Below are 21,941 nucleotides of genomic sequence, written 5' to 3' on the forward strand. Positions count from 1 at the left end.
TGCGCAGTTATTCCTGGTCAGCGCTGGATTGATCGTCACCATCCTGCTCGGCGGCAGCTGCCGGTTCGGCGTGAACGGTCACGGATGGCTCTTCTGGGTTCAGGCTTGGGAAGGGAAGATTCGGGATTTCATGCATCTCGTCGTTCCTCGCAAGTGTGAGTGAAAAGTCTGCGCCAGGCGCGTTTGGAGCTTCAAAAAGCTGGGGCAGGATACACAAGTCTGGATGACAGTTTGGTTTTTTTCCTGGTCGCTTGTCGGTTTTGCGGGCGAACAACGCACAAATGCCCCATGAAAAAAGGGGCCGCTGGCCCCTTTCGGTTGATTACTTCCGGCCTTCAGCCGTTTCCGCCACCTTGTCAGTGCGTGCGCACATGATGAAGTCGTTGCGGTGTAGGCCTTTGATCGAGTGGCTCCACCAGGTCACGGTGACTTTGCCCCATTCAGTCAGCAGCCCTGGGTGGTGGCCTTCGGCCTCGGCGATTTCGCCCACGGCATTGGTGAACGCCAGGGCGTGCTTGAAGTTCTTGAACAGGAACACGCGCTCCAGCTCCATGTGGCCGTCACGTACTTCGATGTTCCAGTCCGGGATTTCGCGGATCAGCTCAGCCAGCTCTTCGTCGGTGACTTTCGGTGCATCGGCGCGGCAGGCTTCGCAATGGGCTTGGTTCAAGGCATTCATGAGGTGTTTTCCGGTTCGAGTTGTTATCGGCAAGGTCGCTCAGGCAGCGACTTTGGGTGGAAACTTCGGTGCATGCAGACCCAGCTGCATGGCTTTGTGGACCATGCCCATGATGTCTTCGTGGGCCAGGTCGAACAGGCGCTTCATGTTCGGCAGCACGAAATACACCGGTTGCAGAATGTCGATGCGGTAGGGCGTACGCATGGCCTCGATCGGGTCGAAGGCCTGGTGCTCAGGCTCGTCGGACAGACTGTAGACGGTCTCTTTCGGGGACGAGAGGATGCCACCACCATAGATTTTGCGGCCTTGCGCGGTTTCCATCAGGCCAAACTCGATGGTCATCCAGTACAAGCGCGCCAGGTACACACGTTGTTCCTTGGTCGCGGCCAGGCCGAGCTTGCCGTACGTGTGGGTGAACTCGGCGAACCAGGGATTGGTCAGCAGCGGGCAGTGGCCGAAGATCTCGTGGAAGATATCCGGCTCTTGCAGGTAGTCCAGCTCTTCCGGGGTGCGGATGAAGGTGGCGACCGGAAAGCGCTTGCTGGCCAGCAGCTCGAAGAAGGTCTGGAAGGGGATCAGCGCCGGTACCCGGGCAACCTGCCAGCCGGTGGTGGCACCCAGCACCTTGTTGATCTCGCCCAGTTGCGGAATGCGGTCATGCGGCAATTTCAGCTGGTCGATGCCGTCCAGGTATTCCTGGCACGCACGGCCTTCGATCACTTTCAGCTGGCGGGTGATCAGGGTGTTCCACACCGCATGCTCTTGCTGCGGGTAATCGATAAAACCATGCGCATCGGGCTCGCGTGCCACGTATTGCGTCTGTTTCATGAGGCTCTCCTGGTGAGGGCTTTTCTTGTTATGTGCAGGACATGCCTAAAGGAATATCCCTTCACCAGCGGTTTTGCACGGGGGCGGGCTTCGGCCGCGAAGGGTGCCGATGTGGGTTTTCGTAACGATAATTTTACAAAACTCAGCAAGTGTCGGAAAATTCGAGGCATATGGCTGGTGGAAACCCTGTTTTTGTCAGCTTATCTTTACGAATTTTCTGCGCGGTGTTGAAAAACATCGGCGCTTCGAGAGCCCTCATGCGTATCAAAGTCCATTGCCAGAACCGCATTGGCATCCTGCGCGACATTCTCAACCTGCTGGTGGAGTACGGCATCAACGTGCTGCGCGGCGAGGTGGGCGGTGACCATGGCAACGCCATCTACCTGCATTGTCCGAACCTGATCAACCTGCAATTTCAGGCCCTGCGGCCGAAGTTCGAGGCGATTGCCGGGGTATTCGGCGTCAAGCGCGTGGGCCTGATGCCCAGTGAACGCCGACACATGGAGCTGAATGCGTTGCTGGGGGCGCTGGACTTCCCGGTGTTGTCGATCGACATGGGCGGCAGCATCGTTGCCGCCAACCGCGCAGCCGCGCAGTTGCTTGGCGTGCGTGTTGATGAAGTGCCGGGCATGCCGCTGGCGCGCTATGTAGAAGACTTCGACTTACCGGAACTGGTTCGGGCCAACAAGTCGCGCATCAATGGCTTGCGCATCAAAGTCAAAGGTGATGTGTTCCTGGCCGATATCGCACCGCTGCAGTCCGAGCACGATGACAGCGAGGCGCTGGCCGGCGCGGTGCTTACCCTGCACCGCGCCGACCGGATCGGCGAGCGTATCTACAATGTGCGCAAGCAAGAGCTGCGCGGCTTCGACAGCATCTTCCAGAGCTCGCGGGTGATGGCTGCGGTGGTGCGTGAAGCGCGGCGCATGGCGCCGCTGGATGCGCCGTTGCTGATTGAGGGCGAAACCGGTACCGGCAAAGAGTTGCTGGCGCGTGCCTGCCACCTGGCCAGCCCGCGTGGCCAGTCGCCGCTGATGGCTCTCAACTGCGCCGGGCTGCCCGAATCGATGGCCGAGACCGAGCTGTTCGGTTACGGCCCAGGGGCATTTGAAGGGGCACGCGCCGAAGGCAAGCTGGGGCTGCTGGAGTTGACCGCTGGCGGCACGCTGTTCCTTGACGGTGTGGGGGAGATGAGCCCGCGCCTGCAGGTAAAGCTGCTGCGCTTTTTGCAGGACGGCTGCTTCCGTCGGGTAGGTAGCGATGAAGAGGTCTACCTGGATGTACGGGTGATTTGTGCAACCCAGGTGGATTTGTCCGAGTTATGTGCCCGTGGCGAGTTTCGCCAGGACCTGTATCACCGCCTCAACGTACTGTCGCTGCACATTCCGCCTTTGCGCGAGTGCATGGATGGCCTGGAGGGGTTGGTGCAGCATTTTCTTGATCAGGCCAGTCGGCAGATTGGCTGCGCCATGCCGCGCCTGGCGCCGGCGGCAATGGACAAACTTGGGCAGTATCACTGGCCGGGTAATGTAAGGCAGTTGGAAAACGTTTTGTTCCAGGCGGTTTCGTTATGTGACGGCGGCGTGGTTAAAAGCGAGCATGTTCGCTTGCCGGATTATGGCGTGCGGCAACCGTTGGGCGAGTTTTCGCTGGAAGGGGATCTGTCGCAGATTGTAGGGCGCTTTGAAAAGGCGGTGCTGGAAAGTTTGATGGGAGAGTTTCCCAGTAGTCGGGCCTTGGGGAAAAGACTGGGCGTTTCGCATACCACGATTGCCAACAAGTTGAGGGATTATTCGTTGGGCAAGTCGACTGACTAAATGGCTGTAAGTTAATAGCCTGTTAATCGGGTGGTGAATGCTTCGCGGGTGAACCCGCTCCTACAGGTACCGTGCCGCATTCATGGTGTGCGTGGTGTTCGTAGGCGCGGGTTCACCCGCGAAGGGGCCCGCAGGGCCCCCAATTCACAAGGTGTCAGCCGTTAGAGCAGCCGTTCCCCATCACACGGTATTCGAGAATGTGTCTCTGGCCCTTGGAGTCTTCATAGGTCATGCGGGCTGGCACGACTTCGCACACGTTGGGCACTTCGCTCATGGAGATGACGCGGGCAATGTCCAGGTGCTGCGAGTAACTGTACTGTTCAACCGGAATCTGCTCGGCATCTTTTGCTTCACCGGCCATCGCCGCGCCGCAAAGACTGCCAAGTACCAATACCAGTAAAGCTTTCATTTTCTATTTACCTGTCTAAGGTCGTGAGGGGGCACGCGGCGCTTATGGCGCCGCGAGTACAGCGAGTTTTAACTATCGGGATTAGAGGGAGATTAACGCTTGCCTTCGTGGGGGCTGTTACCAGTTGTTAATCGCCTTGCCGTTGCTGGCGAGGTGAATTTTATGGCGGTGGCCAATGCTGAAACAGTGGGTGTTTTGATAAAGTGTTTTGACAGAATCTGTAACAATCCTGTGCCAAAGCCCCTCTTTTTTCTCAGGAAGGGCTGTAATGCCCGCGCCAGAGCGCTTTGTCGGAACGGGTGTACCAAATTACTACCAACGTCGAATGGCTTTTGTCGCTCTGGTACAGTTACAAACGGTTCCATACAAAAACAACTATTACACCGAGGTAACACAGATGAGTGCGGCTCCACTGTATCCCGTTCGTCCCGAGGTTGCGGCCACTACCCTGACCGACGAGGCCACCTACAAGGCCATGTACCAGCAATCGGTGATCAACCCGGACGGCTTCTGGCGCGAGCAGGCCCAGCGTATCGACTGGATCAAGCCGTTCACCAAGGTCAAGCAGACCTCCTTCGACGACCACCATGTCGATATCAAATGGTTCGCCGACGGCACTCTGAACGTTTCCTCCAACTGCCTGGATCGCCACCTTGAAGAGCGCGGTGACCAGTTGGCCATCATCTGGGAAGGTGACGACCCTTCCGAGCACCGCAACATCACCTACCGCGAGTTGCACGAGCAGGTCTGCAAGTTCGCCAACGCCCTGCGTGGCCAGGATGTGCACCGTGGTGACGTGGTCACCATCTACATGCCGATGATCCCCGAGGCTGTGGTCGCCATGCTGGCCTGTGCCCGCATTGGTGCGATTCACTCGGTGGTGTTCGGTGGCTTCTCGCCCGAGGCGCTGGCTGGTCGCATCATCGACTGCGAGTCCAAGGTGGTGATCACTGCCGATGAGGGCGTGCGTGGTGGCCGTCGTACCCCGCTCAAGGCCAACGTCGACCTGGCGCTGACCAACCCTGAAACCAGCAGCGTGCAGAAAATCATCGTGTGCAAGCGCACCGGTGGCGACATTGCCTGGCACCAGCATCGCGACATCTGGTACGAAGACCTGATGAAAGTGGCTTCCAGCCACTGCGCACCCAAAGAAATGGGTGCTGAAGAGGCGCTGTTCATCCTTTATACCTCCGGCTCCACCGGCAAGCCGAAGGGCGTGCTGCATACCACAGGCGGTTACCTGGTTTACGCCGCGCTGACCCACGAGCGCGTATTCGATTACCGCCCGGGCGAGGTGTACTGGTGCACCGCCGACGTCGGTTGGGTTACCGGCCACAGCTATATCGTCTACGGCCCGCTGGCCAACGGCGCCACCACCTTGCTGTTCGAGGGCGTGCCGAACTACCCGGACATTACCCGCGTATCGAAGATCGTCGACAAGCACAAGGTCAACATCCTCTACACAGCGCCAACTGCCATTCGCGCCATGATGGCTGAAGGGCAGGCAGCTGTTGAGGGCGCCGACAGTTCCAGCCTGCGCCTGCTGGGGTCGGTGGGTGAGCCGATCAACCCTGAGGCCTGGAACTGGTACTACAAGACCGTCGGCAAGGAGCGTTGCCCGATCGTCGACACCTGGTGGCAGACCGAGACCGGCGGCATCCTGATCAGTCCGCTGCCTGGCGCCACTGCTCTCAAGCCGGGTTCGGCAACCCGTCCGTTCTTCGGGGTGGTGCCGGCACTGGTCGACAACCTGGGCAACCTGATCGACGGTGCTGCCGAAGGCAACCTGGTAATCCTTGATTCCTGGCCGGGTCAGTCGCGTTCGCTGTACGGCGACCACGATCGCTTCGTCGACACCTACTTCAAGACCTTCCGCGGCATGTACTTCACCGGCGACGGTGCGCGCCGTGACGAGGATGGCTACTACTGGATCACCGGCCGCGTGGATGACGTGCTCAACGTGTCCGGCCACCGCATGGGGACTGCCGAGATCGAAAGCGCCATGGTCGCGCACTCGAAGGTTGCCGAGGCTGCAGTGGTTGGCGTGCCGCATGACATCAAAGGGCAGGGCATTTATGTGTATGTCACCCTCAATGCCGGCATCGAGGCCAGCGAGCAATTGCGCCTGGAGCTGAAGAACTGGGTGCGCAAGGAGATCGGTCCGATTGCTTCTCCGGATGTGATCCAGTGGGCGCCGGGGCTGCCGAAGACCCGCTCGGGCAAGATCATGCGCCGCATCCTGCGCAAGATTGCCACCGGTGAATACGACGCGCTGGGCGATATCTCGACCTTGGCCGACCCGAGTGTGGTGCAGCACCTGATCGATACCCACAAGGCGATGAGCCTGGCTTCGGCCTAACCCCCCCGGCAATACCCCTACAGGAGCGGGCTTGCCCGCGAGTGCTTGAGTTCAGGCTAAGCTGTACCCTGACCTCACGCATTCGCGGGCAAGCCCGCTTTTGCATTGTTACCCGACAATCATCGGTAACTGTTCTGTCACCGGCCCCGCACAGGTTCGGGGCGCGAGGAAACAATTCCGGCCCGTTTCGGTGCGTCGGGGTCGCCATTTTGTGCATCGCGGCACGCTACACTTGCCGTCGTACAAGGCTTTGCCAATAATAGGCCCAGGAATTGCTAGGTCTATAGGTTCTATTTCTTGCGCCATTGCATATTCTGCATTGGCTGTCAACATCGCTCGCGGCGGTTTCAGGCGCTTCTATAAGTAGTTGTCGCTTTGAAGAAATATCGACTACCGGGCTGTCGTTAAAATGCCACTCACTCGCTCGTGGTATGCGGCCTTGGTCGAACCCTGCGCGGCTCGCGTTGTACTCATTCGCATATCGGGCAGCCGTTACCTGCCTTGTATTGCCCCGTACCGATGGAGTTACCTGATGAAGAAGCTCGCACTGCTTGGCGCCCTGGCGCTGTCTGTGTTTTCCCTGGTGTCGCAGGCTGATGAAAAACCGCTGAAAATCGGTATCGAAGCTGCTTACCCACCCTTCGCCTTCAAGCAACCTGACGGCAGCATTGCCGGCTTTGACTACGATATCGGCAACGCCCTGTGCGAAGAGATGAAAACCAAGTGCACCTGGGTCGAGCAGGAATTCGATGGCCTGATCCCGGCGCTGAAGGTGCGCAAGATCGACGCCATTCTGTCGTCCATGTCGATCACCGATGACCGCAAGAAGTCGGTCGACTTCACCAAGCGCTACTACCTGACTCCGGCGCGCCTGGTCATGAAGGACGGCACCACTGTCAGCGACAGCCTGGACGAACTGAAAGGCAAGAAGATCGGCGTGCAGCGCGGCTCCATTCACGACCGCTTCGCCAAGGAAGTGCTGGGCGCCAAAGGTGCCACCGTGGTGCCTTACGGTACCCAGAACGAAATCTACCTGGACGTTGCAGCGGGTCGTCTCGACGGCACCGTGGCTGACGCCACCCTGCTGGAAGACGGCTTCCTCAAGACTGATGCCGGCAAGGGCTTTGCGTTCGTAGGTCCGGCCTTTACCGACGCCAAGTACTTCGGTGACGGTATCGGTATCGCCGTGCGCAAGGGTGACAAGGCCAATGTCGACCGCATCAACGCGGCTATCGACGCCATCCGTGCCAACGGCAAGTACAAAGAAATCGAGAGCAAGTACTTCAATTTCGACATCTACGGTCCAGACTCGAAGTAAGACGTCGGGTTTCACCTGTGCAATGGTGCAAACAGCAGAGGCTCTGAGGTTTGCACCATTTTTCATTCTCTAGGTCGAGGACCTCATCATGTTGAAAGGCTACGGGGCAGTCATCCTCGACGGGGCGTGGCTGACGCTACAGCTCGCCCTGTCGTCGATGGCCCTGGCCATCGTGCTCGGCCTGATCGGTGTGGCGCTGCGTTTGTCGCCAGTGCGCTGGCTGGCCTGGCTGGGCGATCTGTATTCCACGGTGATCCGTGGTATTCCGGACCTGGTCCTGATCCTGCTGATCTTCTACGGCGGGCAGGACATCATCAACCGGGTGGCGCCGCTAGTTGGCTACGAAGACTACATCGACCTGAACCCGCTGGTTGCGGGTATCGGTACCCTGGGCTTCATTTTTGGCGCCTACCTCTCGGAGACCTTCCGCGGGGCCTTCCTGGGCATTCCCAAAGGCCAGGCCGAGGCGGGTGTGGCGTATGGCATGAGCCCCCGCCAAGTGTTCTTCCGCATCCAGGTGCCGCAAATGATTCGCCTGGCCATTCCGGGCTTCACCAACAACTGGCTGGTGCTGACCAAGGCTACTGCGCTGATCTCGGTCGTCGGCCTGCAGGACATGATGTTCAAGGCCAAGCAGGCGGCTGACGCCACCCGCGAACCCTTCACCTTCTTCCTGGCAGTGGCGGCGCTGTACCTGGTGCTGACCAGTGTCTCGCTGCTGGCCCTGAAGTATCTGGAACGCCGCTACTCGGTGGGCGTCAAGGTGGCTGAACTATGATCTTCGACTACAACGTCGTCTGGGAAGCGCTGCCGATGTACTTCGGCGGCCTGCTGACCACCCTGAAGCTGCTGGCAATTTCGCTTTTCTTCGGCCTGTTGGCGGCTGTGCCGTTGGGCCTGATGCGAGTATCCAGGCAGCCGGTGGTCAACCTTGCTGCATGGCTGTACACCTACGTCATCCGTGGCACGCCGATGCTGGTACAGCTGTTCCTGATCTACTATGGCCTGGCCCAGTTCGAGGCGGTGCGCGAGAGTATCTTCTGGCCGCTGCTGTCCAGTGCCACCTTCTGCGCCTGCCTGGCGTTCGGCATCAATACCAGTGCCTATACCGCCGAAATCATTGCTGGCAGCCTCAAGGCCACGCCGCATGGCGAGATCGAGGCCGCCAAGGCCATGGGCATGTCGCGCATGAAAATGTACCGCCGCATCCTGCTGCCATCGGCACTGCGTCGGGCGCTGCCGCAGTACAGCAATGAAGTGATCATGATGCTGCAGACCACCAGCCTGGCGTCGATCGTTACCCTGATCGACATCACCGGTGCTGCGCGCACGGTCAATGCCCAGTATTACCTGCCTTTCGAGGCCTACATCACGGCGGGCGTGTTCTACCTGTGCCTGACCTTCATCCTGGTGCGCCTGTTCAAGATGGCCGAACGCCGCTGGCTCGGCTACCTGGCGCCGCGCAAGCACTGACCGCTTTGTGAGAATCGACAGCATGTACAAACTCGAAGTCCAAGACCTGCACAAGCGCTATGGCAGCCACGAAGTGCTCAAGGGCGTGTCGCTGGCGGCCAAGGCCGGCGACGTCATCAGCATCATCGGCTCCAGTGGTTCGGGCAAGTCGACCTTCCTGCGCTGCATCAACCTGCTGGAGCAGCCGCACGCCGGCAAGATCCTGCTCAACAACGAAGAGCTGAAGCTGGTCGCCGGCAAGGATGGCGCGTTGAAGGCCGCCGACCCGCGTCAATTGCAGCGCATGCGCTCACGCCTGTCGATGGTGTTCCAGCATTTCAACCTGTGGTCGCACATGACAGCGCTTGAGAACATCATCGAAGCGCCGGTGCACGTGCTGGGCGTGAACAAGAAGGAAGCCCTCGAAAAGGCCGAGCACTACCTGGCCAAAGTTGGCGTTGCCCACCGCAAGGATGCCTTCCCCGGGCATATGTCGGGTGGTGAGCAACAACGTGTGGCAATTGCCCGTGCGCTGGCCATGGAGCCGGAGGTCATGCTGTTCGACGAGCCGACCTCGGCGCTTGACCCTGAGTTGGTAGGTGATGTGCTGAAGGTAATGCAGGCGCTGGCCCAGGAAGGTCGGACCATGGTGGTTGTGACCCACGAAATGGGCTTTGCTCGCGAGGTGTCCAACCAGCTGGTGTTCCTGCACAAAGGCCTGGTGGAAGAAACCGGCTGCCCGCGTGAAGTGCTGGCCAACCCGCAGTCGGAGCGCCTGAAACAGTTCCTCTCCGGCAGCCTGAAGTAAAAGCTGCATTTTTGCACCAGAATAGGGCATGCTGCGCGGCGAGCGCAGCCTGACCCGGCGCACAGACTCGAACGACCTCAGGTTTCGGACCGTACCCTATGACCACCCAGCGAATCGGTTTTCTCATCTGGCCCAGCACCAGGCCTTTAACCCTGGCGTTGGCCGAGGAAGTGTTGCTGGTGGCGCAGCGGGTGCATCCGGATGTGGTCTACGAGTTGGTCTTCCTGCAGGCCGAGCCTGCGCAGGAAGGCGCCTGGCGCCTGCCGGGCGAGCCGTGGCTCGGCCGCCTGGAGGGTTGCCACAAGCTATTTCTGCTGGCCGACGAGCCGCCTGCGGCGATGGGGGCTGCCTTCTCGACGGCGCTCAAGCAGCTGGCGCGCAGTGGCTGCCTGATCGGTGGCCTGTCGGCCGGGGTATATCCGCTGGCAATGCTGGGTCTGCTCGATGGTTACCGGGCAGCCGTGCACTGGCGCTGGCAGGATGACTTTGCCGAACGCTTCCCCAAGGTCATCGCCACCAGCCACCTGTTCGATTGGGATCGCGATCGTCTGACCGCCTGCGGTGGTATGGCCGTGACCGACCTGCTGCTGGCGGTGCTGGCGCGCGATCACGGGGCGGAGCTGGCTGGGGCAGTGTCGGAAGAGCTGGTGGTAGAGCGCATCCGCGAGGGTGGCGAGCGCCAGCGTATCCCGCTGCAGAACCGCCTGGGTTCGAGTCATCCCAAGCTGACTCAGGCTGTGTTGCTGATGGAAGCCAACATCGAAGAGCCGCTGACCACTGACGAAATTGCCCAGCATGTGTGCGTATCGCGTCGGCAGTTGGAGCGCATCTTCAAGCAGTACCTGAACCGTGTACCCAGCCAGTACTACCTGGAGTTGCGGTTGAACAAGGCGCGGCAGATGCTGATGCAGACCAGCAAGTCGATCATTCAGATCGGGCTGTCCTGTGGTTTTTCCTCGGGGCCGCATTTTTCCAGTGCCTACCGTAACTTCTTTGGTGCCACGCCGCGGGAAGACCGTAATCAGCGACGCAGCAGCAGCCCGTTTGAGTTGAGCTCGGCGCCGGCTGAAAAAGGCTGAGATTTTGGGTGGGTTCGGGGTGTATGCCTTGGGGTTGGTGGTGGGGCGCAAATCGAGCGCCGCCCGCGCGGCGCATCGCGAGCGAAGCTCGCTCCTACATTTGTTGCAACGTGGCCATGCCTGTGAGGCCATGGTTGTCAGCCTTGTTTGTAAGGCTCAAGCCATGCACAAAGGCTGGCAACCATGGCGTAACAGGCTCGGCGCGTTGCAACAAATGTAGGAGCGAGCTTCGCTCGCGATGCGCCGCGCGGGCGGCGCTCGATCTCCCCGTCAACACATCAACATCGCCGTACATCCTGCCCCCACACAAACCTGTGTGAACACCCGTTCACCCAGCTCCCTCTCTCCCGTACACTGCGCGATTGCGACAGTGTTTGTCGCATTGCCGAAAGCCTTGTTAAAACTGGGTTTTGCGCTGTAACAAGTTGTCGCTTGGCCGCAAGGACAGGCGCGGATCAGTCCTTACAATCCCCCCATCGCTCGCCACTTCCAGGCCAGCGTTCCTCTTCAGGAGACTCAGATGTCCGTTGAGCAAGCCCCGGTGCAACGTGCCGATTTCGACCAGGTGATGGTCCCCAACTATTCTCCGGCGGCCTTCATTCCTGTGCGAGGCGAGGGCTCCCGCGTCTGGGACCAGTCGGGTCGCGAGTTGATCGACTTTGCCGGCGGCATCGCGGTCAATGCCCTGGGCCACTGCCACCCGGCACTGGTCAAGGCCCTGACTGAACAGGCCAACACCCTCTGGCACGTATCCAACGTGTTCACCAACGAGCCGGCCCTGCGCCTGGCCCACAAGCTGGTGGACGCCACCTTTGCCGACCGCGCGTTCTTCTGCAACTCCGGCGCCGAGGCCAACGAGGCCGCTTTCAAGCTGGCCCGTCGTGTGGCACATGACCGCTTCGGTCCGCAAAAGCACGAAATCATCGCCACCGTGAACAGCTTCCACGGCCGCACCCTGTTTACCGTCAGCGTGGGTGGCCAGCCGAAGTACTCCGATGGCTTTGGCCCGAAGATCACCGGTATCAGCCATGTGCCGTACAACGACCTGGAAGCGTTGAAGGCACAGATTTCCGACAAGACCTGCGCTGTGGTGATCGAGCCGATCCAGGGCGAGAGCGGCGTGGTGCCGGCCGACAAGGCCTACCTGGAAGGCGCGCGCAAACTGTGTGACGAGCACAACGCTCTGCTGATCTTTGACGAAGTGCAGACTGGCGTGGGCCGTACCGGCTCGCTGTATGCCTACCAGCACTACGGCGTGACCCCGGACATTCTGACCAGTGCCAAGAGCCTGGGCGGCGGCTTCCCGATTGGTGCCATGCTGACCACCACCGAGCTGGCCAAGCACCTGGCCGTTGGCACCCACGGCACCACCTATGGCGGCAACCCGCTGGGCTGCGCCGTTGCCTGCGCGGTGCTGGATGTGGTCAACACCCCGGAAACCCTGGCCGGTATCAAGGCTAAGCACGAGCGCTTCAAAACCCGCCTGGAGCAGATCGGCCAGAAGTACAACCTGTTCAGCCAGGTGCGTGGCGTCGGCCTGCTGCTGGGCTGCGTCTTGACCGAGGCCTGGAAAGGCAAGGCCAAGGACGTGCTCAACGCTGCCGAGAAAGAAGGCGTGATGGTGCTGCAGGCCGGCCCGGACGTTGTCCGCTTCGCCCCAAGCCTGGTGGTTGAAGACGCCGATATCGACGCAGGCCTGGACCGCTTCGAGCGCGCTGTGGCCACACTGACCAAAGGCTGATCCGCCAACGGTCCTTTCGCCGGCCTCAGCCCAGCCTCGGCACGAGGCCGATCCGGGCCGGCGATACCCGATTCCAGTGCAGGTGCCTGGGTGCCTGCCGTTTTTTCGTGCCGCTGTGAACGGCCCGTATTCCAAAGGAGTGACACCATGCTGGTGATGCGCCCCGCGCAAATGGCTGATCTGAACGACGTGCAGCGCATGGCTGCAGACAGCCCCATTGGTGTCACCTCGCTGCCGGACGACACCGCTCGTCTCGGCGACAAGATTGCCGCCTCCGAGACATCCTTCGCCGCCGAGGTCAGCTTCAACGGCGAAGAGAGTTATTTTTTCGTGCTCGAAGACAGCGAAACAGGCAAGTTGGCCGGTTGCTCGGCCATCGTCGCTTCGGCCGGCTACTCCGAGCCGTTCTACAGTTTTCGTAACGAAACATTCGTGCACGCCTCGCGCGAGCTGAAGATACACAACAAGATCCATGTGCTGTCGCTGTGTCACGATCTGACTGGCAACAGCCTGCTGACCAGTTTCTATGTAGCACCGGAACTGGTGAACAGTGGCTGGGCCGAGCTCAATTCGCGTGGCCGACTGCTGTTCATGGCTGCGCACCCGGAGCGCTTTGCCGATTCGGTGGTAACCGAGATCGTCGGCTTCAGCGACGAGCAGGGTGAATCACCGTTCTGGGACGCCATCGGCCGCAACTTCTTCGACCTCAACTATGCCGACGCCGAGCGCCTGTGCGGCCTGAAGAGCCGTACCTTCCTCGCTGAGCTGATGCCGCATTACCCGATCTACGTGCCGTTGCTGCCAGACCTGGCGCAGGAAGCCATGGGCCAGGTACATCCGCGGGCACAGATCACCTTCGACATACTCATGCGCGAAGGCTTCGAGACCGAGCACTACATCGACATCTTCGACGGCGGCCCGACCCTGCATGCGCGCACCTCTGGCATCCGCTCGATCGCTCAGAGCCGGGTGGTCCCGGTGAAGATCGAAGAGGCCCCGGCCAAGGGCGGGCGCCCGTACCTGGTGTGCAACGGCCTGTTGCAAGACTACCGCGCGGTGTTGCTGGACCTGGACTGGGTGCCTGGCAAACCGGTCAGCCTGAGCGTGGCTGCAGCCGACGCGCTGGGCGTGGGCGAGGGCGCCAGCGTGCGCCTGGTCGCGGTTTGAGGTCTGGCAACAGACGTTTCGGGATTGATGCGTTAGCAGAGTTTTGCGCCGGCCGATGCCGCCGCACAAGGAGATAGCATGATCGTTCGTCCTGTACGCAGCAGCGATTTGCCTGCGTTGATCGAATTGGCACGCAGCACCGGCACCACCGGGCTGACCACGCTGCCGGCCAACGAAGAGCGCCTCGGGCACCGTGTTGGTTGGGCGGAAAAAAGCTTCCGTGGCGAAGCGGAGCGTGGTGACACCGATTACCTGTTCGTGCTGGAAAACGACGAAGGTCTGGTGGTGGGCATCAGTGCCATCGCCGGCGCCGTCGGCCTGCGTGAGCCTTGGTACAACTATCGGGTCGGCCTGACGGTCAGCGCCTCGCAGGAGCTGAAGATCTACCGCGAAATCCCGACGCTGTTCCTGGCCAACGACCTGACCGGCAACTCCGAGCTGTGCTCGCTGTTCCTGCGCAGCGACCACCGCTCCGGCCTCAATGGCCGCCTGCTGTCGCGCGCGCGCATGCTGTTCATTGCCGAGTTCCCGGAGCTGTTTGGCAAGAAGATCATTGCCGAAATGCGCGGCATGTCTGACGAGCAGGGCCGTTCGCCGTTCTGGGAAAGCCTGGGCCGGCATTTCTTCAAGATGGAGTTCAGCCAGGCTGACTACCTCACCGGCGTGGGCAACAAGTCGTTCATCGCCGAGCTGATGCCCAAGTTCCCGCTGTACACCTGCTTCCTGTCCGAGGCAGCGCGCAACGTGATCGGCCGTGTGCACAAAGACACCGAGCCGGCGCTGGCCATGCTTAAGCAGGAGGGCTTCAACTATCAGGGCTACGTCGACATCTTCGACGCCGGCCCGGCCATCGAGTGTGACACTGCCAAGATCCGCGCCGTGCGCGAGAGCCAGACCCTGGTGCTGGCGATAGGTACGCCGGGCGATGACGCGACCCCTTTCATCATCCACAACCGCAAGCGCGACGACTGCCGTATCACTGCTGCACCTGCACGGTTGGCCGCCGGTACCTTGGTGGTCGACCCGTTGACCGCCAAGCGACTGCGCATGGGCGTCGGCGACAATGTGCGCGCGGTGCCGCTGTCGGCCAGCCGGGAGGCCCAGTAAATGACCACGCATTACATCGCAGGCAATTGGCAGGCTGGCCAGGGTGAAACCCTGCAGTCGCTCAACCCGGTGACCCAGGCCGTGATCTGGCAAGGGCAGGGCGCTGACGCCAGCCAGGTCGGCGCTGCTGTGCAGGCGGCGCGGCAGGCCTTCCCGGCCTGGGCGCAGTTGAGCCTGGAGGCACGTATCGATGTGCTGGAGAAGTTTGCCGCGCAGCTGAAAGTGCATGCCGAAGCCATGGCCCAATGCATTGGCGAGGAAACCGGGAAGCCGCTGTGGGAGTCTGCGACTGAAGTCACCAGCATGGTCAACAAGGTGGCGATTTCGGTACAGAGCTACCGCGAGCGTACCGGCGAAAAGAGTGGTCCGCTGGCCGATGCCACGGCTGTTCTGCGGCACAAGCCTCACGGTGTGGTGGCGGTGTTCGGCCCCTACAACTTCCCCGGGCACCTGCCCAATGGCCATATCGTGCCGGCGCTGCTGGCAGGCAACTGCGTGGTGTTCAAGCCCAGCGAGCTGACCCCCAAGGTTGCTGAGCTTACCGTCAACTGCTGGATTGCTGCCGGCCTGCCGGCGGGTGTGCTGAACCTAGTGCAGGGGGCACGCGAAACCGGTGTGGCGCTGGCCGCCAACCCAGGTATCGATGGCCTGTTCTTCACCGGCTCCAGCCGCACCGGCAACCTGCTGCATCAACAGTTCGCAGGGCGCCCAGACAAGATCCTGGCCCTGGAAATGGGGGGTAACAACCCGCTCGTGGTGGACGAGGTCAAGGACCTCGACGCGGCGGTGTATACCATTATCCAGTCAGCATTCATTTCCGCCGGCCAGCGCTGCACCTGCGCGCGACGCCTGCTGGTGCCGCAAGGCGCCTGGGGCGATGCGCTGATCGCGCGCTTGGTCGAGGTGTGCAAAACCATCACGGTGGGGGCGTTCGATGAGCAGCCGGCGCCTTTCATGGGCTCGGTGATTTCGCTGCAGGCGGCTCGGGTGCTGCTTGCGGCCCAGGCCGAACTGGCCGCCAAAGGTGGCGTGAAACTGCTGGAAATGACCCAGCCACAGGCCGATGCCGCACTGCTGACCCCGGGCATTGTCGATGTCACCGCCGTGGCTGACCGCCCGGACGAAGAGTTTTTCGGCCCGCTGCTGCAGTTGATCCGCTACGCCGACTTCGATGCTGCCATCGATGAAGCCAACAATACCCAGTATGGCCTGGCTGCCGGTTTGCTGTCTGATTCGCGCGCCCGCTACCAGTACTTCTGGCTGCGCAGCCGCGCCGGCATCGTCAACTGGAACAAACAGCTGACGGGGGCTGCCAGCAGCGCGCCGTTCGGTGGCGTGGGTGCCAGTGGCAACCATCGCGCCAGTGCCTATTACGCGGCCGACTACTGCGCTTACCCCGTGGCTTCGCTGGAGACCGCCAGCCTTGCCTTGCCGGCGACCCTGACGCCGGGCATCACCCTATAACAACAGGTCACGGAGCCTAGCCGATGAAATCCTATGAAGTGAATTTTGATGGCCTGGTGGGGCCCACCCACAACTATGGCGGCCTGTCTTACGGCAACGTGGCTTCGCAGAGCAACAGCCAGCAGGGGTCCAACCCGCGTGAGGCGGCGCGCCAGGGCCTGGCGAAGATGAAAGCGCTGGCCGACATGGGCTTCAAGCAGGGTGTTCTGGCGCCACAGGAGCGCCCGGACGTGGCCGCGCTGCGCCGCCTGGGTTTCAGTGGCAGCGATGCTGAAGTCATCCAGCGCGCCGCCCGCGATGCCATGCCGTTGCTGGTGGCCAGTTGCTCGGCCTCAAGCATGTGGGTGGCCAACGCCGCGACAGTCAGCCCGAGTGCCGACACGGCTGACGGTCGTGTGCACTTCACCGCCGCCAACCTCAACTGCAAATATCACCGCAGCATCGAGCACCCGACTACCAGTCGTGTGCTGGGCGCCATGTTCAACAACGAGAAGCACTTTGCCCACCACGCCGCACTACCTGCCGTGGCACAGTTCGGTGATGAGGGTGCGGCCAACCACACGCGCTTCTGCCGCGCCTATGGCGAGCCAGGTGTGGAGTTCTTTGTCTACGGCCGCAGCGCTTTCGACAGCCGTTACCCGGCGCCACAGAAGTACCCGGCCCGGCAAACCCTGGAGGCCTCGCAGGCTGTGGCCCGGCTGCACGGCCTGAGCGATGACGGTGTGGTCTACGCTCAACAGAACCCGGCGGTGATCGACCAGGGTGTGTTCCACAATGATGTGATTTCGGTGGGTAACGGCGAAGTGCTGTTCTATCACGAGGACGCGTTTCTCGACACCGACGCGGTGCTTGGGCAGCTGCGAGCTAAACTGGCCAGCAAGGGTGGCAACTTCCAGGCCATCTGCGTGCCCAGGGCCGCGGTAGCGGTGGAGGACGCGGTGCGTTCCTACCTGTTCAACAGCCAGCTGCTGAGCCGCGACGATGGTTCCATGCTGTTGGTCGTGCCGGAAGAATGCCGCAACAACGAGCGGGTCTGGGCCTATCTCGGCCAGTTGACCAGCCAGGGAGGCCCGGTGAAGGAGGTCAAGGTGTTCGACCTCAAGCAGAGCATGCAAAACGGCGGCGGCCCAGCCTGCCTGCGTTTGCGCGTGGCTTTGAAGGAATCGGAACTGGCGGCGGTCAACCAAGGCGTTATCATGACAGCCTCGCTGTATGACACGCTGCTGCAGTGGGTCGACAGGCACTACCGCGATCGCCTTGGCGAAGCAGACCTGGCTGACCCGCAACTGCTGGTGGAATGCCGTACGGCACTGGACGAATTGACCCAGATCCTGAAGTTGGGCTCGGTGTATCCGTTCCAACGCCAACCTTGAAGAGAGACTCTGTAATGACCGACGCCTTGCGCCTGATCCTCGAAGATGAAGACGGCACCCAGCTGGAAACTTCCTGCACCCGCTTTGCTGTGGTCTGGCAAGGCAAGGAAGTGTGGATTCAGCAGGATGGCCGTGGCCAGCTGCTGATCGGTGTGGATGTCGAGGAAGACGACACCGAGTATGCCAACTTGCTGTTGCGCCCGATGGCCACCAACCTGGTCAGCCTGCAGCTGGAAATGGAACCGGCAGAGCTTGGCGAAGACGACGATCACGTTCATGGCCCTGACTGCGGTCACCACCACTAAGGAAGCACCTATGCTCGCCCTTGGCAAATTGCTTGAGCTGACCCTCACCGATCACGAACCGGCCGAGAAGACCCAAGTGACACCCAAGGGCGCGCGTTTACGGTGGCTGGGGGAGGGCGCGCTCGAAGTGCGACCGGCCGAAAGCGAAGATTGCGGGCTGGACTTGCTGTTGTCCGCCGGCATTCATGGCAACGAAACAGCGCCGATCGAATTGCTCGAGCGGCTGCTGCACGGCGTGGCCAACGGCAAGATCAAACCCAGGGCACGGGTGCTGTTCCTGTTCGGCAACCCTGCGGCGATCCGCAAGGGCGAGCGTTTTATCGAACAGGACATCAACCGCTTGTTCAATGGCCGTCATGAGCTGTCCAGCGGTTTTGAAGCATTGCGTGCTGCCGAGTTGGAACAGTTCGCCCGGGTATTCTTCAGCAAGCCGGAGCGCAACCGCCTGCATTACGACCTGCATACCGCCATCCGCGGTTCGAAGATCGAGCAATTCGCCTTGTACCCTTATAAAGAGGGGCGCAAGCACTCCCGTCGCGAACTGGCGCGCCTGGCGGCGGCAGGTATGGAAGCGGTGTTGCTGCAAAGCAAGTCGTCCATCACCTTCAGCGCTTTCACCTACGAACAGCTTGAGGCTGAAGCCTTTACCCTGGAGTTGGGCAAGGCCCGTCCGTTCGGCCAGAACGAGCAGGTGAACCTCGACAAGCTCGAAGAGCGGCTGATTCGCATCATTGAGGCTACCGAACCAGAGGACGAAAGTTCGCTGGATGGCCTGCAGCTGTTCAGGGTTTCCCGCGAAATCATCAAGCACAGCGACAGCTTCCACCTGCACCTGCCGGCGGACATCGAAAACTTCTCCGAGCTCAGCAAGGGCTACCTGCTGGCTGAAGACCTGGCCGAGATGCGCTGGGTGGTCGAGGAGGAGGGGGCACGCATCATCTTCCCCAACCCCAAGGTCAAGAATGGCTTGCGCGCCGGTATTCTGATCGTGCCGGATTCGGGGCAGCACCTGGGGTGAGACCGGTGTCGCCTGTTTCGCGGGTAAACCCGCTCCCACGAGATATGTGCAAGGTCTCAATGTGGCGCCGTGCCCGTAGGAGCGGGTTTACCCGCGCAACAGGCGACACAGTTTCGGATCCTATCCATGATGAAAACCTTTTAATTCACCGCCTGTTCCATTTTCCCCTCCCTTAAGCGGTAATTGGCTTGCCAGTGGCGAAACACAGGATTTAGCATCCGGTCATGTCGTTTTCGTTTGCATAGCCCGAAAAACCGTCCAAACGATGGCTTCTATCGTATAAACACACTGCATCGAGACTGCAGGACCGATATAATGCGGCCCTTTGCCGTCGTTTCGTCGACGCGTTTGCCCAACAGGGCCGCCGTTTCCGTGGAAGAACCTATGAAAAGCGCAGAAATCCGTGAAGCCTTCCTTCGCTTCTTCGAAGAGCAGGGACATACCCGAGTCGCCTCCAGTTCGCTGATCCCGAACAACGACCCGACCCTGCTGTTCACCAACGCAGGCATGAACCAGTTCAAGGACTGCTTCCTCGGTGCGGAGAAGCGCGCCTACACGCGTGCTGTCAGCAGCCAGAAGTGCGTGCGTGCCGGTGGCAAGCACAACGACCTGGAAAACGTCGGTTACACCGCGCGTCACCACACCTTCTTCGAAATGCTGGGCAACTTCAGCTTCGGCGATTATTTCAAGCGCGACGCCATTACCTTCGCCTGGACCTTCCTGACGTCCGAGCAGTGGCTGAACCTGCCCAAGGAAAAGCTCTGGGTCACCGTCTACGCCACTGACGACGAAGCCTACGACATCTGGACCAAGGAAGTCGGCGTGCCGGCCGAGCGCATGGTGCGCATCGGCGATAACAAGGGCGCCCCGTACGCCTCCGACAACTTCTGGACCATGGGCGATACCGGCCCGTGCGGCCCATGCACCGAGATTTTCTACGATCACGGTGCGGATATCTGGGGCGGCCCACCCGGCTCGCCAGAAGAAGACGGTGACCGCTACATCGAGATCTGGAACAACGTTTTCATGCAGTTCAACCGCACCGCCGACGGCGTGTTGCACCCGCTGCCAGCGCCGTCGGTGGACACCGGCATGGGCCTGGAGCGCATCAGTGCCGTGCTGCAGCACGTGCATTCGAACTACGAGATCGACCTGTTCCAGAATCTGCTGGCTGCCGCAGCCAAGGCCATCGGTTGCAGCAATGACGGCCAGGCCTCGCTGAAAGTGGTCGCAGACCACATCCGTTCGTGCGGTTTCCTGATTGCCGACGGCGTGCTGCCGTCCAACGAAGGCCGTGGCTACGTGCTGCGCCGCATCATTCGCCGCGCTTGCCGTCACGGCAACAAGCTGGGCGCCAAGGGCAGCTTCTTCTACCAGATCGTTGCCGCACTGGCCGCTGAAATGGGCGAAGCCTTCCCAGAGCTGAAGAGCCAGCAAGCGCACATCGAGCGCGTGCTCAAGGCCGAAGAAGAGCAGTTCGCCAAAACCCTGGAGCAGGGCCTGCGCATCCTTGAGCAAGACCTGGCCCAGCTGAAAGGCGACGTGGTACCGGGCGACGTGGTGTTCAAGCTGTACGACACCTATGGCTTCCCGATGGACCTGACTGCCGACATCGCTCGTGAGCGTGAGCTGACTATCGACGAAGCCGGCTTCGAGCGTGAAATGGACGCCCAGCGTGAGCGTGCCCGTTCCGCCAGCGCCTTCGGCATGGATTACAACAGCCTGGTAAAAGTCGACAGCGCCACCGAGTTCCTCGGCTACGATGCCACTGAAGGCCAAGGCAAGATCATCGCCTTGTACAAGGACGGCCTGTCCGTCGACCAGTTGGGTGAAGGCGAGCAGGGCGTGGTCGTGCTCGACCGCACGCCGTTCTACGCCGAATCCGGCGGCCAGATTGGCGACTCCGGCTTCCTGCAGGCTGGCGCTGCACGCTTTGACGTGCGCGACACCACCAAGACCGGCGGTGCCTTCCTGCACCACGGCGTGGTTGCCAGCGGCGCGCTGGTGATCGGTTCGCCAGTCGAGGCCAAGGTCGATGCAGAGGTGCAACACGCTACCTCGTTGAACCACTCCGCCACTCACCTGCTGCACGAAGCGCTGCGCCAGGTGCTGGGCGAGCATGTACAGCAGAAGGGCTCGCTGGTCGACAGCCAGCGCCTGCGTTTCGACTTCAGCCACTTCGAAGCGGTGAAGCCGGAGCAGATCAAGCAGCTGGAAGACATCGTCAACCGCGAGATTCGCAAGAACACCCCGGTTGAAACCGAACTGACCGACATCGAAACTGCCAAGGCCAAAGGCGCAATGGCGCTGTTCGGCGAGAAATACGGCGACACCGTGCGTGTGCTGAGCATGGGCGGTGATTTTTCGGTGGAATTGTGCGGCGGTATCCACGCCAAGCGCACCGGTGACATCAGCCTGTTCAAGATCATCAGCGAAGGCGGCGTGGCCTCTGGTGTGCGCCGTATCGAAGCCGTAACCGGTGCCGCTGCGCTGGCCTACCTGAACGCTGCCGAAGAGCAGGTCAAGGAAGCCGCACAACTGGTCAAGGGTAACCGCGACAACCTGATCGACAAGCTGTCGGCTGTGCTTGAGCGCAACCGTCAGCTGGAAAAGCAGCTGGAACAGCTGCAGGCCAAGGCCGCCAGCGCCGCCGGGGATGATCTCTCCAATGCGGCTGTTGAGGTCAAGGGTGCCAAGGTCCTCGCCGCCCGCCTGGATGGGCAGGATGGCAAGGCCCTGCTGGCCCTGGTCGATCAGCTGAAGAACAAGCTCGGCCACGCAGTGATCCTGCTGGGCAGCGAGCATGAGGGCAAGGTTGTGCTGGTGGCCGGCGTGACCAAGGACCTCTCCAGCCAACTCAAGGCTGGCGATCTGATGAAACAAGCCGCTGCGGCGGTGGGTGGCAAGGGCGGTGGCCGTCCGGACATGGCACAGGGTGGTGGCGTCGACGTCGCCGCCCTGGACCAGGCCCTGGCGCTGGCCGTGCCATTCGCAGAGCAGGGACTTTGAGATGATGG

Annotated in this window: 19 protein-coding genes; 15 read left to right on the plus strand and 4 right to left on the minus strand. The window is 61.1% G+C overall.

The genetic code is table 11. The annotated features are described in order from the left end of the window. Positions 1-7 precede the first annotated feature (7 nt). The 3 genes from INQ47_RS16435 to phhA form a co-directional block, all read right to left on the minus strand. On the minus strand, positions 8-136 hold the full coding sequence (locus INQ47_RS16435) for a hypothetical protein (protein WP_003254533.1): 129 nt from the start codon (positions 134-136) through the stop codon (positions 8-10). Positions 137-322: 186 nt separating this feature from the next. After that, complete coding sequence (locus tag INQ47_RS16440) at positions 323-679, minus strand: 4a-hydroxytetrahydrobiopterin dehydratase (RefSeq protein ID WP_003254532.1); 357 nt, start codon at positions 677-679, stop codon at positions 323-325. Positions 680-718: 39 nt separating this feature from the next. Beyond that, positions 719-1,507, minus strand: a complete 789-nt coding sequence (gene phhA, locus INQ47_RS16445) for a phenylalanine 4-monooxygenase (RefSeq protein ID WP_003254528.1) — start codon at positions 1,505-1,507, stop codon at positions 719-721. 257 nt (positions 1,508-1,764) lie between these two features. Here phhA and INQ47_RS16450 point away from each other — a divergent pair, with 257 nt between their 5' ends. Continuing rightward, positions 1,765-3,324, plus strand: coding sequence for a sigma-54-dependent transcriptional regulator (locus INQ47_RS16450; RefSeq protein WP_392488108.1), 1,560 nt, complete (start codon positions 1,765-1,767; stop codon positions 3,322-3,324). A 154-nt stretch (positions 3,325-3,478) separates the two neighbouring features. On the opposite strand, the gene INQ47_RS16455 is transcribed toward INQ47_RS16450, so the two are convergent. Further along, complete coding sequence (locus tag INQ47_RS16455) at positions 3,479-3,733, minus strand: DUF2790 domain-containing protein (protein ID WP_021783457.1); 255 nt, start codon at positions 3,731-3,733, stop codon at positions 3,479-3,481. 397 nt (positions 3,734-4,130) lie between these two features. Between INQ47_RS16455 and acs the strand changes: the two genes are divergently transcribed. From acs to alaS, 14 genes are all read left to right on the plus strand, one after another. Beyond that, positions 4,131-6,092 carry an acetate--CoA ligase gene (acs, locus tag INQ47_RS16460; RefSeq protein WP_176685224.1) on the plus strand — a complete coding sequence of 654 codons (1,962 nt, stop codon included), beginning with the start codon at positions 4,131-4,133 and terminating at the stop codon, positions 6,090-6,092. A 532-nt stretch (positions 6,093-6,624) separates the two neighbouring features. Then, on the plus strand, positions 6,625-7,410 hold the full coding sequence (locus tag INQ47_RS16465; RefSeq protein WP_012051577.1) for an ABC transporter substrate-binding protein: 786 nt from the start codon (positions 6,625-6,627) through the stop codon (positions 7,408-7,410). A gap of 88 nt (positions 7,411-7,498) precedes the next feature. Beyond that, the gene (locus INQ47_RS16470) at positions 7,499-8,188 is read left to right on the plus strand and encodes an ABC transporter permease (protein ID WP_021783459.1); all 690 of its coding nucleotides are present in this window, start codon (positions 7,499-7,501) and stop codon (positions 8,186-8,188) included. Further along, positions 8,185-8,883, plus strand: a complete 699-nt coding sequence (locus tag INQ47_RS16475; RefSeq protein ID WP_176685226.1) for an ABC transporter permease — start codon at positions 8,185-8,187, stop codon at positions 8,881-8,883. The genes INQ47_RS16470 and INQ47_RS16475 overlap by 4 nt, the downstream gene beginning before the upstream one ends. Before the next feature lie 22 nt (positions 8,884-8,905). Further along, positions 8,906-9,670 (plus strand): ABC transporter ATP-binding protein, encoded by a 765-nt coding sequence (locus INQ47_RS16480; RefSeq protein ID WP_016711851.1) that lies wholly within the window; start codon positions 8,906-8,908, stop codon positions 9,668-9,670. A 98-nt stretch (positions 9,671-9,768) separates the two neighbouring features. Then, positions 9,769-10,749, plus strand: coding sequence for a transcriptional regulator ArgR (gene argR, locus INQ47_RS16485; RefSeq protein WP_021783461.1), 981 nt, complete (start codon positions 9,769-9,771; stop codon positions 10,747-10,749). 520 nt (positions 10,750-11,269) lie between these two features. Continuing rightward, positions 11,270-12,490, plus strand: coding sequence for an aspartate aminotransferase family protein (locus INQ47_RS16490; protein ID WP_021785132.1), 1,221 nt, complete (start codon positions 11,270-11,272; stop codon positions 12,488-12,490). Positions 12,491-12,637: 147 nt separating this feature from the next. Further along, the gene (gene aruF, locus INQ47_RS16495) at positions 12,638-13,657 is read left to right on the plus strand and encodes an arginine/ornithine succinyltransferase subunit alpha (protein ID WP_012051578.1); all 1,020 of its coding nucleotides are present in this window, start codon (positions 12,638-12,640) and stop codon (positions 13,655-13,657) included. 78 nt (positions 13,658-13,735) lie between these two features. Continuing rightward, complete coding sequence (gene astA / locus INQ47_RS16500) at positions 13,736-14,764, plus strand: arginine N-succinyltransferase (protein ID WP_176685229.1); 1,029 nt, start codon at positions 13,736-13,738, stop codon at positions 14,762-14,764. Next, positions 14,765-16,228 (plus strand): succinylglutamate-semialdehyde dehydrogenase, encoded by a 1,464-nt coding sequence (gene astD, locus INQ47_RS16505; protein ID WP_404702119.1) that lies wholly within the window; start codon positions 14,765-14,767, stop codon positions 16,226-16,228. 23 nt (positions 16,229-16,251) lie between these two features. Further along, positions 16,252-17,601, plus strand: coding sequence for an N-succinylarginine dihydrolase (gene astB, locus INQ47_RS16510; protein ID WP_404702120.1), 1,350 nt, complete (start codon positions 16,252-16,254; stop codon positions 17,599-17,601). A 14-nt stretch (positions 17,602-17,615) separates the two neighbouring features. After that, positions 17,616-17,906, plus strand: a complete 291-nt coding sequence (locus INQ47_RS16515) for a topoisomerase II (protein WP_003254508.1) — start codon at positions 17,616-17,618, stop codon at positions 17,904-17,906. Between the two features lie 10 nt (positions 17,907-17,916). Further along, positions 17,917-18,924 carry a succinylglutamate desuccinylase gene (gene astE, locus INQ47_RS16520; protein ID WP_404702121.1) on the plus strand — a complete coding sequence of 336 codons (1,008 nt, stop codon included), beginning with the start codon at positions 17,917-17,919 and terminating at the stop codon, positions 18,922-18,924. A gap of 384 nt (positions 18,925-19,308) precedes the next feature. Further along, positions 19,309-21,933, plus strand: a complete 2,625-nt coding sequence (gene alaS / locus INQ47_RS16525) for an alanine--tRNA ligase (RefSeq protein ID WP_252458790.1) — start codon at positions 19,309-19,311, stop codon at positions 21,931-21,933. Positions 21,934-21,941 lie beyond the last annotated feature (8 nt).

Source organism: Pseudomonas sp. 3HC3 (assembly GCF_044904505.1).
GTDB classification, from domain to species: Bacteria; Pseudomonadota; Gammaproteobacteria; order Pseudomonadales; family Pseudomonadaceae; genus Aquipseudomonas; species Aquipseudomonas putida_Y.